Origin of the sequence: Mycobacterium sp. 1165196.3 (genome assembly GCF_001673415.1) — a bacterium.
Lineage (GTDB): Bacteria > Actinomycetota > Actinomycetes > Mycobacteriales > Mycobacteriaceae > Mycobacterium > Mycobacterium europaeum_A.
Genome location: NZ_LZLU01000025.1, coordinates 57,981 through 68,979 on the forward strand (window position 1 = coordinate 57,981; position 10,999 = coordinate 68,979).

Sequence of the window (10,999 nt, forward strand, 5' to 3'; positions counted from 1 at the left end):
GGCAGCAGCCTTTGCGAGATGCGCTTCGCCGGCCCGCGTCCGACCTACTTGGTGTTGTTGTACTTGGTGATCGCGTCGTCCAGGCGCTGCAACGCCGCACCGTAGCCGGCGAAATCGCCCTTCTTCTGCGCGTCCTTGGCCGCGCCGAGGGCCGCCTGAATCTCTTGCAGGGCAGCCGATTTCGCCGGGGACAGTGTCACCGAACCGTCGGCGACCGGCGGTGCGGCCACCGGCGGCGCCGAACCCGGTGTCACGGCCGGCGGCGGCGTGTTGGCCGGCGGACTGGCGGCGGGCGTGCCGGACTCGGTGGGCTGGATGCCCGTCGCCGCCGCGCCCGCACCCGGACCGAACAGCCCCGTCAGGGCGTCCCGCACCGTGGGGCCGTACCCGATCTTGTCGTTGTACATCATCGCCACCCGGATGAGCCGCGGATACGACGACGCCGCATCGCTGGCCCCCGGGGACGCATACACGGGTTCGACGTAGAGCAGCCCGCCCTGGCCCACCGGCAGGGTGAGCAAGTTGCCCCACCGGATCCGGTTCTGGTTGTCACGCCCGATCACACCGAGGTCCTGGGACACCGCCGGATCGGTGGTGATCGCGTTGTTGGCCAGCTTGGGCCCGTTGACCTGACCCGGGATGGTCAGCACGGTGATCCGGCCGTACGTCGCCGGGTCGGAGCTGGCGCTGATGTAGGCGGCCAGATAGTCGCGCTTGAATCTGTTCATCGCGCTGGTCAGCTGATACGACGCCGTATTGTCGTTCTTCGCAATGTTTTTCGCGACGATGTAGTACGGCGGCTGGTAGCTGCTGGCCGTCGGGTTCGGATCTAGCGGCACGTCCCAGAAATCCGACGTGGAGAAGAACGTCACCGGATCGTTGACGTGATATTTCGCCAGCAACATCCGCTGCACCTTGAACAGGTCCTCGGGATAGCGCAGGTGCTCGGCCAGCTCCGGGCTGATATCGCTCTTGGGCTTGACCGTGCCCGGGAAGACCTGCATCCACGCCTTGAGCACCGGGTCCTGCTCGTCCTGCTGGTACAGCGTGACGGTGCCGTCGTAGGCGTCCACGGTCGCCTTGACCGAGTTGCGGATGTAGGAGACCCGCTTGTCGGGTGCCAGCCTGTTGAACGCCACCTCGTTGGAGTCCGCGGTCGCCGACTCCAATGACGTGAGTTCGGAATACGGGTAATTGTCCAGCGTGGTGTAGCCGTCGATGATCCACACCAGTCGCTTGTTCACGATCGCCGGATACACCGCGCTGTCGGTGGTCAGCCACGGCGCCACCGCCTCCACCCGCCGCGCCGGGTCACGGTTGAACAGGATCCTGCTGTTGGAGCCGATCACGTTGGAGAACAAGAAGTTTCGCTCGGCAAATTTCGCGGCGAACACGCTGCGCGACAGCCAGTCGCCGATCGGGACGCCGCCGAGCCCGGTGTAGGTGTAGTTCTTGGTCTCGTTGCTGGTCTCGTAGTCGTATTCGCGGTCGGTGCCGTTGCGACCGACGATCGCGTAGTCGGCCGACGTGTTGGCGATGACCGGCCCGAAATAGACGCGCGGCTGGTCGAGCTGCGCCGGGCCGTCGGAGACCACCCCGCCGTTAGCGCCGACGACGTTGACCAGGAATTCGGGGTAGCCGCCATTCTGGTTGGGGTCGTTGGCGATTCCGCGCACCGTGTTGGCCGGCGACGCGATGAAGCCGTTGCCGTGGGTGTACACGGTGTGCCGGTTGATCCAGTCGCGCTGATTGTCGATCAGCCGGTCGGGGTTGAGTTCGCGGGCGGCCACGACGTAGTCACGCAGGGCCCCGGTGCGGTCCTGGTACCTGTCGATGGAGAGCTGGTCGGGGAAGTAGTAGAAGTTCTTGCCCTGCTGGAACTGGGTGAACGCCGGGCTGACGATCGTCGGATCGAGCAGCCGGATGTTCGATGTGGTGGCCCGGTCGTCGGCGACCTGCTGGGCGGTGGCCCCCGCGTCGCCGGTGTAGTTGCGGTAGGTGACCTGGTCAGACGTCAGACCGTAGGCTTGCCGCGTCGCGGCGATGCTGCGGCTGATGTATTCGCTTTCCTTTTGCGCGGCATTGGGTTTGACGCTGATCTGCTCGACGATCAGCGGCCATCCCGCCCCCACGATCAGCGACGACAGCAGCAACAGGACCACACCGATCGCGGGAATCCGCAAATCCCTGAGCACGATCGCCGAGAACACCGCGCCCGCGCAGATCAGCGCGATGGCCATCAGGATCAGCTTGGCCGGCAGCACCGCGTTGATGTCGGTGTAGCCGGCGCCGGTGAAGGGCTTGCCGCCGCGGGTGTGCGACAACAACTCATAGCGGTCCAACCAGTAGGCGATGGCCTTGAGCAGCACCAGCACCCCGACCAGGGTGACCAGCTGGATTCGCGCCGACCGGCTCAGCGCCCCGGTGCGGCCGGACAGCCGAATGCCGCCGAAGATGTAGTGGGCCAACAGGTTCGCCACGAAGGCCAGGAACACCGCGACGAACAGGTAGGACAGCAGCAGCCGGTAGAACGGCAGCTCGAACGCGTAGAAACCGAGGTCCTTGCCGAACTGCGGGTCCCGGATGCCGAAATCGCCGCCGTGCAAGAACAGTTGGATTCGCACCCAATAGCTCTGGGCGACGATGCCGGCCAGCAGGCCGACCGCCACCGGGATACCGGCGCTCACCAGTCGTAGCCGCGACAGCACCAGGGCGCGGTAGCGCGCCACCGGGTCGTTGTCGTTGCTCGGCACGAACACCGGGCGGGTGCGGTAGGCCACCGCCAGCCCGGCGAACACGATGCCGCCCACCAGCAGGCCGGCGATCAAAAACACCACGAACCGGGTGACCAGCACGGTGGAGAACACCGAGCGATACCCGAGCTCGCCGAACCACAGCCAGTCGACGTATGCGTCGATCAGCCGCGGACCCGCGAGCAGCAAAGCGATCACACCCAGTGCGATCAGGATCAGAATCCGGCTACGCCGAGTCAGCTTCGGCATCCGTGCGGTGGGCCGCATCCCCACTGGCTACGCTCCCTGATCGATTGCTAGACGGTGACAACTCTACGCATGGCACAACCCGTGATCGCCGGGCTTCGCTAGCAGCTTGGCGCCTGCCCACCCGAACCGATCGCGTGCAACGCATCCACTGCCTGGCCGAGCGTCTCGACCTTGACCAACCGCAGGCCGGACGGATTGTCCGAGCTGGCCTCGTAACAGTTCTTGGCCGGCACCAGAAACACCGTGGCCCCGGCCGCATGCGCGGCGACCATCTTGTGGGTGATGCCGCCGATCTGGCCGACCTTGCCGTCCGACGAAATGGTTCCCGTCCCGGCGATGAAATTCGACTTGGCCAGGTCCCCGGTGGTCAGTTTGTCGACCACCGCGAGGCTGAACATGAGCCCGGCCGACGGCCCGCCCACGTTGGCCAGGTTGAAGTCGACGGTGAACGGCGCCCACGGCGCGTCGAGCACCGCGACGCCCAGGAAGCCGTAGTCGCGGTCCTTATTGGCACCCAGGGTGATCTGCGCCACACCGGCCGGCTCGTTCTTGCGGCGGTAATCGATCGTCACGACCTGGCCGGGCTTGGTGTTCTTCAGCAACCCGGTGAACTCCTCGACGGTGGCCACTGGGACGCCGTTAACCGCGTCGATGGCGTCACCGGTCTTCAGCTTGCCCGCCGAGGGGCCCGGCTCGGGGACCTTGGCGACGGTGACCGCCGCCGGGTACTTGAGGTAACCCAGGGCGGCATAGGCGGCGCTGTCCTCGGATTGCTTGAAGTCGGCGTTGTTGGCCTTGTCGACCTCCTCGCGCGACTTACCGGGCGGATAGATCAGGTCGCGCGGTACCAGCTGCTCGGTGTCCGAAAGCCACAGCGTCAGCGCCTCGCCCAGCGTCAGGTCGTCGCGCTGGGACACCGTCGTCATATTGAGGTGCCCGGTAGTCGGATGCGTCTGGGTGCCCTCGATCGCCACCACCTGCTTGCCGTCGACCTCGCCGAGCGTGTCGAAGGTGGGGCCGGGCCCCAGCGACACGAACGGCACCGTCACCACGGCCAGCAACACGCCGAACACCACGATCGGCACCAGCGCGACCACCAAGGTCAGGATGCGCCTGTTCACGCCGATCAGACTAGACGGCGGGTGCCGCGCGGTGTTCAGCCACGACGTCGGGTCAGCCTGGTTCAGCTACAAGCTGACCCGAGGTCGCGCCGCCTGACCTAGCGGTGAGTACCGTTGAGGGTATGGCTGACCTGCCTTTCGGGTTCTCCTCGGGAGACTCTGGAGACGACCCCGACAAACGCGGGAAGAAAGATCCCGAATCGGGCTCGAACCCGTCTGACCCGTTCGCCGCCTTCGGCATGAGCGGTGAATTCGGCATGGGCGACTTGGGGCAGATCTTCACCCAACTCGGCCAGATGTTTTCCAGCGCGGGCACTGTCGGGCCCGCCGGAACCGGCTCCGGGCCGGTGAACTACGACTTGGCGCGCCGCGTCGCGACGAATTCGATCGGCTTTGTGGCGCCGATCCCGGACACCACCAACTCGGCGATCGCCGACGCGGTGCATCTGGCCGAAACCTGGCTGGACGGGGCCACGGCGCTGCCGGCGGGCACCACCAAGGCGGTGGGCTGGACGCCCGGCGACTGGGTCGAGAACACCTTGGAGACCTGGAAGCGGCTGTGCGACCCGATGGCACAACAGATTTCGACGGTGTGGGCGGCGTCGCTGCCCGAGGAGGCCAAGAGCATGGCCGGCCCGCTGCTGCAGATGATGTCGCAGATGGGTGGCATGGCGTTCGGCTCGCAGCTCGGACAGGCGCTGGGCCGACTGTCCCGCGAGGTGCTGACCTCCACCGACATCGGTCTACCCTTGGGGCCCAAGGGAATTGCCGCGGTAATGCCCGACGCCGTCGAATCGTTCGCCACCGGACTGGAGCGGCCGCGCAGCGAGGTCCTGACCTTCCTGGCCGCGCGGGAGGCCGCCCACCACCGGCTGTTCAGTCACGTGCCGTGGCTGTCGAGCCAACTGCTCGGCGCCGTCGAGGCCTACGCCATGGGCATGCAGATCGACATGTCCGGAATCGAGGAACTGGCGCGCGACTTCAATCCGGCGTCGCTGTCGGATCCGGCGGCCATCGAAAACCTGCTCGGGCAGGGCGTTTTCGAGCCCAAGGCCACGCCGGCCCAGACGCAGGCGCTCGAACGGCTGGAGACACTGCTCGCCCTCATCGAGGGCTGGGTGCAGGTGGTGGTGGCCGGGGCGCTGGGCGACCGGATCCCTGGTGCGGCCGCGCTGGGCGAGACGATGCGGCGCCGCCGGGCCAGCAGCGGCCCGGCCGAGCAGACCTTTGCCACGCTGGTCGGGCTGGAGCTGCGGCCCCGCAAGATGCGTGAGGCCGCGGCGTTCTGGGAGCGCCTGACCGAGGCCGCCGGGGTCGACACCCGCGACGGCATCTGGCAACACCCGGATCTGCTGCCCGACGCCGGGGACCTCGACGAGCCGGCGGGCTTCATCGACCGGGTCATCGGCGGCGACACCAGCGGCATCGACGAGGCCATCGCCAAACTCGAGCGCGAGGGCCAAGGCCCCGACGGCCCGCCCGACGGCGGCTCTGTGGATAACTGAGCGGGACCATCGCCGCGCGCGTGACACAGTGACGCCGTGACGCAGCGGCGCCCGGCCACGCTTTCCACCTACGCGCTGGACCCAGCGCTGCCGGTCCTGCTGCGGCCCGACGGCGCGGTCCAGGTGGGCTGGGATCCGCGGCGCGCGGTGCTGGTCCGCCCGCCGGGCGGCCTGGCCGCCGCCGAGCTGGCCACCCTGTTGCGGTCGATGTGGTCGCCGACCCCGCTCTCGGAGTTGCAGCGCCGCGCGCTCGACCGCGGGCTGACCGACGCCGACGGTCTGCGAAACCTGGTCGCGCAGTTGGTCGGTGCCGGCGTGGCCACCGAATGCGGGCGGCCGCGCGAGCGGGCGGCCTCGGTGCGGATCCACGGCCGCGGGCCGCTCTCGGAGCTGCTGGTGGAGACCTTGCGCTGTTCGGGCGCGCGGATCGCGCACAGCAGCCAACCGCACGCCGCGGTGTCGGCCCACGACGTCGATCTGGTGGTGCTGTCGGACTTCCTCGTCGCCGACCCGCGCATGGTGCGCGATCTGCACAGCCAGGGCGTCGCCCACCTGTTGGTGCGGGTGCGCGACGGCATCGGGCTGGTGGGTCCGCTGGTGATCCCCGGGGTGACCAGCTGCCTGGGCTGCGCGGACCTGCACCGCCGGGACCGCGACGCCGCCTGGCCGGCGATCTGCGCGCAGCTGCGCGAAACCGTCGGGATCGCCGATCGGGCCACCGTGCTGGCGACGGCGGCGCTGGCGCTGGCTCAGGTGAACCGGGTGATCGCGGCCGTGCACCGACGGGAGGCGGCGGCCGATCCCGACCCACCCCAGACGCTGAACGCGACCCTGGAATTCGATGTGCACTCCGGCGCGATCGTCACGCGGCACTGGGTCAAACACCCGCTGTGCTCATGCTGAATCACGCCTACTTTCATTGTGGCGCTTGGCCTTGCGGGCCGCGAACGACGGCCGATTGGCACCCTGACCTGCGTTTACACAATGTGACAACGGCCGTTGTCGGCTTATCTCCACATCGCGGTGGCCATCATGGATGATGGATACGTGGCAGACATCAAAAGGGGCCGCGCTGCGCGCAACGCGAAGCTGGCCAGCATTCCCGTCGGGTTCGCCGGCCGGGCAGCGATCGGATTCGGTAAGCGGCTGACCGGAAAGTCCAGGGACGAGGTCCAGGCCGAGATCCTGGAAAAGGCCGCCCACCAGCTGTTCACCGTGCTGGGTGAACTCAAGGGCGGCGCAATGAAGGTGGGCCAGGCGCTGTCGGTGCTCGAGGCCGCGGTCCCCGAGGAATTCGGCGAGCCGTACCGCGAAGCGCTGACCAAGCTGCAGAAGGACGCCCCGCCGCTGCCCGCCGCCAAGGTGCACCGGGTACTCGATGCCCAGCTGGGCACCAAGTGGCGCGAACGGTTCAGCTCGTTCGACGACACCCCGGTGGCGTCGGCCAGCATCGGCCAGGTCCACAAGGGCGTGTGGTCCGACGGCCGCGAGGTGGCGGTCAAGATCCAGTACCCCGGCGCCGACGAGGCACTGCGGGCCGACCTCAAGACCATGCAGCGCCTGGTCGGGGTGTTCAAGCAGCTCGCGCCGGGCGCCGACGTGCAGGGCGTGGTGGACGAGCTGATCGAGCGCACCGAGATGGAACTGGACTATCGGCTGGAGGCCGAGAATCAGCGCGCCTTCGCGAAGGCTTACCAGGACCACCCACACTTCGCGGTGCCACGCATCGTGGCCAGCGCGCCGAAGGTGGTGATCCAGGAGTGGATGCAGGGCACCCCGATGGCCGAGATCATCCGGCACGGCACCGTCGAGCAGCGCGACTTGATGGGCACCCGCCTGCTCGAGCTCACCTTCGACGCGCCGCGCCGGCTGGGGATGCTGCACGGCGACGCCCACCCCGGCAACTTCATGCTGCTGCCCGACGGCCGCATGGGCGTGATCGACTTCGGCGCCGTGGCCGCGCTGCCCGACGGCCTGCCGATCGAGCTCGGTATGAGCATCCGGTTGGCCCGCGACAAGAACTACGACGAGTTGTTGCCGACGATGGAGAAGGCCGGCTTCATCCAGAAGGGCCAGCAGGTGTCGGTGCGCGACATCGACGACATGCTGCGCCAGTACGTCGAACCCGTCGAGGTCGAGGTCTTCCACTACACCCGCAAGTGGCTGCAGAAGATGTCCGCCATCGAGATCGATCGGTCGGTGTCGCAGATCCGCACGGCCCGGCAGATGGATCTGCCGCCCAAGCTGGTGATCCCGATGCGGGTGATCATGTCGGTGGCTGCGATCCTGTGTCAGCTCGACGCCCACGTGCCGATCAAGGCGCTGTCCGAAGAACTGGTGCCCGGTTTCGCCGAACCCGACAACGCGGTCATCTAGCTGCTGCGCCCTAGGCGGCGGCTCCGTCGTCTTTACGCGGGCGTCCGCGGGGCCGTTTGAAGCTCAGGACCGAGCCGCGGTCGATGATCTCGCCGCCCCACACGCCCCAGGGCTCGGCCCGTTCCAGTGCGGCCGCCAGGCACTGGCGGCGGACCGGGCAGCCGGTGCACAGCGTCTTGGCCCGCTCGAGATCGGCCGGGGTGTCGGCGAACCACAGGTCGGGATCTCCGACGTGACACGGCAGGGATTGTCTGGGGACTGTCGGTGCCGACATGTCCTACCACCTACTTCCTGATCTGGGTTGGGCGTCCGTGGGGAGTGATCCGGACCAGGTCAGGAAGTTGTCTGCGGAACAACTATGGCCACGGATCCTGGTGACTTCGGGTCCGTGGCCATCTGGGGAGAAAACCGGGCTGGTGCTTAGCTTGCCTTCGGTGGGCCCCCGACTTGTACGGACGCGTCGGTCGCGGCGGCGGCGCGATGCTTACGCGCGGCCGCCGAGGCGGCGTGTGCGGCATGGGTGGTGGCAGCGTCGAACGCCGCGCGGGCCACGCCTACACCGAAAGCGTCGTTGATCATCGTGGCCACCCCCTTCCCGTAATGCCGACTTCCGTGGTGCCGAGTTGTGCGCTTCGAGGGTAAACGGTCAGCGCCGATGACCACAACCGATTTTCTGACCTGCGGGTTTACCGGTCAACGGCCGCGGACCAGCTCCAGCACGTCGGGCCCGTACTGTTCCAGTTTGCGTGCGCCGATGCCCGGGATCGCGATCAGCGCCTCTTCGTCGTCGGGCAGTAGCTCGGCGATGGCGATCAGCGTGTTGTCGGTGAAGACGACGTAGGCGGGCACCTTCTGCTCCTTGGCGATGTCGAGCCGCCAAGCCTTGAGCCGCAGCAACAGGTCCTCGTCGATGTCGGCGGCGCAGGTCTCGCAGCGCCGCAGCATGACGGCCGCCGGGGTGGTCAGGTTGTTGTTGCAGATCCGGCAGCGGGTCGCGGTGCCGCGGGTGCGCCGAGACTTGTTGGGCGCCGCGTCGGCCCGCGCCTGGGGTGCGATGCCGTTGAGGAACCGCGACGGCTTGCGCCCCTGGCGCCCGCCCGGGCTGCGGGCCAGCGCCCAGCTGAGCGCCAAATGCGTTCTGGCCCTGGTGATTCCGACGTAGAGCAGCCGGCGTTCCTCCTCGACCGCTTCGCTTTCTGCGCCGTGCGCCAACGCGTGCGAGATGGGCAGCGTGCCGTCGGCCAACCCGACCAGGAACACCGCGTCCCACTCGAGCCCCTTGGCCGCGTGCAGCGACGCCAGCGCGACGCCTTGCACCACCGGTGCGTGCCGGGCGTCGGCGCGCATCCGGAGTTCGGCCATCAGCCCGGGCAAGTCGAGCTGCGGACGCTGGGCGACTTCGTCGTCCACCAGCTCTGCCAAGGCGGTCAGCGCTTCCCAGCGCTCGCGGGCCCGGGTGCCCACCGGTTCCTCCGCCGTCAGCCCCAGCGGTTCCAGCACCGCGCGCACCACGTCGGGCAACGGGCCCGCTGGGCCATGCTCAGAGCCGCGCTCGGCCGCCCGGTGCAGCGCCAGCAGGGCCTGCTTGATCTCCTGGCGGTTGAAGAACCCCTCGCCACCGCGAACCTGATAGGCGATGCCGGCCTCGGTCAGCGCCTCCTCGTAGATCTCCGATTGCGCGTTGACCCGGTACAGCACCGCGATCTCCGACGGCGGGGTGCCGGATTCGATGAGCCGCTTGATCGATTTGGCGACCGCGGCGGCCTCGGCCGGTTCGTCGGGATGCTCGGAGAACGACGGCGCCGGGCCCGGCGCGCGCTGGCCCACCAGGTGCAGCTTGCTGCCGGCGACCCGGCCGCGCGCAGCGGCGATCACCTGGTTGGCCAACGACACCACCTGCGGGGTGGAGCGGTAGTCGCGCTCCAGGCGCACCACGGTGGCGTCGGGGAACCGGCGGGAGAAGTCGAGCAGGAACCGCGGCGAGGCCCCGGTGAACGAATAGATGGTCTGGTTGGCGTCGCCCACCACGGTCAGGTCGTCGCGATCGCCCAGCCACGCCGTCAGCACCCGCTGCTGCAATGGCGTGACGTCCTGGTACTCGTCGACCACGAAGCAGCGGTAGCGATCCCGGAACTCCTCGGCCACGGCGGGATCATTTTCGATCGCGGCGGCGGTGTGCAGCAGCAGGTCGTCGAAATCGAGCAGGGTGACGTTGTCGCCGCGGGATTTGAGCGCTTCGTAGGCGGCGTAGACGGTGGCGACCCGCGCGGCGTCCAGCGGAATGTCGCGCGCGGCGGCGGCCACCGCGGCCGGGTATTCCTCCGGCCCGATCAGCGACGCCTTGGCCCACTCGATCTCGCCGGCCAAGTCGCGCACGTCGTCGGTGCTCGCGTTGATCCGGGCGCGGGCGGCCGCCCGGGCGACGACGGCGAATTTGCTGTCCAGCAGCTGCCAGCCGGTGTCGCCGACCACCCGCGGCCAGAAATACCGCAGCTGTCGGTGGGCGGCCGCGTGGAACGTCAGGGCCGAGACCGCGCCGACGGTGGTGTCCTCGCCCGCCGCGGCGTCGATCATCCGCAGCCTCGAGCGCATCTCCCCCGCTGCCCGCTGGGTGAACGTGACGGCCAGCACCTGGCCCGCCGCGACATGACCACTGGCGATCAACTGCGCGATGCGGTGCGTGATGGTGCGCGTCTTTCCCGTGCCGGCGCCGGCGAGCACGCAGACCGGGCCGCGGGGAGCCAGCACGGCTTCGCGCTGCTCGTCGTCCAGCCCGGCTGTCAAGGGATCGGCGACCGTCGGCATGGCGTCCATCTTGGCAGCGGTCGCCGACAAACCCGGCGCATCGCCACACCTTGATCGGCGGCCTGGCGTGTCGCCCCGGCGAGTCGCCGGATTCCGCGGTACCCCCGGCACGGATGCATCGTCGCCGGGCTACACCCAATCGCCCACTCCTCCGCATCCCGCGTCGCGGAATGCATCGTCGCCGGGCTAC

The 10,999-nt window shown here is 68.5% G+C and carries 8 protein-coding genes; 3 read left to right on the forward strand and 5 right to left on the reverse strand.

Translation table 11 applies throughout. The annotated features are described in order from the left end of the window. Positions 1-44 precede the first annotated feature (44 nt). Together A5659_RS03055 and A5659_RS03060 are read right to left on the reverse strand one after the other, a co-directional pair. Positions 45-3,026: a UPF0182 family protein gene (locus A5659_RS03055; RefSeq protein ID WP_066871149.1), complete on the reverse strand. Its 2,982-nt coding sequence runs from the start codon at positions 3,024-3,026 to the stop codon at positions 45-47. A gap of 74 nt (positions 3,027-3,100) precedes the next feature. Beyond that, the gene (locus tag A5659_RS03060; RefSeq protein WP_066871152.1) at positions 3,101-4,123 is read right to left on the reverse strand and encodes a PDZ domain-containing protein; all 1,023 of its coding nucleotides are present in this window, start codon (positions 4,121-4,123) and stop codon (positions 3,101-3,103) included. A 104-nt stretch (positions 4,124-4,227) separates the two neighbouring features. Here A5659_RS03060 and A5659_RS03065 point away from each other — a divergent pair, with 104 nt between their 5' ends. From A5659_RS03065 to A5659_RS03075, 3 genes are all read left to right on the forward strand, one after another. Beyond that, positions 4,228-5,628 (forward strand): zinc-dependent metalloprotease, encoded by a 1,401-nt coding sequence (locus tag A5659_RS03065; RefSeq protein ID WP_197497899.1) that lies wholly within the window; start codon positions 4,228-4,230, stop codon positions 5,626-5,628. 36 nt (positions 5,629-5,664) lie between these two features. Next, positions 5,665-6,531: a cyclodehydratase gene (locus A5659_RS03070; protein WP_067143490.1), complete on the forward strand. Its 867-nt coding sequence runs from the start codon at positions 5,665-5,667 to the stop codon at positions 6,529-6,531. A 129-nt stretch (positions 6,532-6,660) separates the two neighbouring features. Further along, on the forward strand, positions 6,661-8,004 hold the full coding sequence (locus tag A5659_RS03075; protein WP_066881657.1) for an AarF/ABC1/UbiB kinase family protein: 1,344 nt from the start codon (positions 6,661-6,663) through the stop codon (positions 8,002-8,004). Positions 8,005-8,014: 10 nt separating this feature from the next. On the opposite strand, the gene A5659_RS03080 is transcribed toward A5659_RS03075, so the two are convergent. The 3 genes from A5659_RS03080 to A5659_RS03085 form a co-directional block, all read right to left on the reverse strand. Continuing rightward, the gene (locus tag A5659_RS03080; RefSeq protein ID WP_066871160.1) at positions 8,015-8,278 is read right to left on the reverse strand and encodes a WhiB family transcriptional regulator; all 264 of its coding nucleotides are present in this window, start codon (positions 8,276-8,278) and stop codon (positions 8,015-8,017) included. Positions 8,279-8,424: 146 nt separating this feature from the next. After that, on the reverse strand, positions 8,425-8,583 hold the full coding sequence (locus A5659_RS28045) for a hypothetical protein (RefSeq protein ID WP_197497901.1): 159 nt from the start codon (positions 8,581-8,583) through the stop codon (positions 8,425-8,427). A gap of 114 nt (positions 8,584-8,697) precedes the next feature. Beyond that, on the reverse strand, positions 8,698-10,809 hold the full coding sequence (locus tag A5659_RS03085; protein WP_197497900.1) for an ATP-dependent DNA helicase UvrD2: 2,112 nt from the start codon (positions 10,807-10,809) through the stop codon (positions 8,698-8,700). Positions 10,810-10,999 lie beyond the last annotated feature (190 nt).

Excerpts from the sequence above, each read along its gene's own strand:
- A5659_RS28045 (WP_197497901.1), bottom strand. The coding sequence starts at position 8,583 with ATGATCAACGACGCTTTCGGTGTAGGCGTGGCCCGCGCGGCGTTCGAC.
- A5659_RS03080 (WP_066871160.1), bottom strand. The coding sequence starts at position 8,278 with ATGTCGGCACCGACAGTCCCCAGACAATCCCTGCCGTGTCACGTCGGA.
- A5659_RS03085 (WP_197497900.1), bottom strand. The coding sequence starts at position 10,809 with ATGCCGACGGTCGCCGATCCCTTGACAGCCGGGCTGGACGACGAGCAG.
- A5659_RS03075 (WP_066881657.1), top strand. The coding sequence starts at position 6,661 with ATGGATGATGGATACGTGGCAGACATCAAAAGGGGCCGCGCTGCGCGC.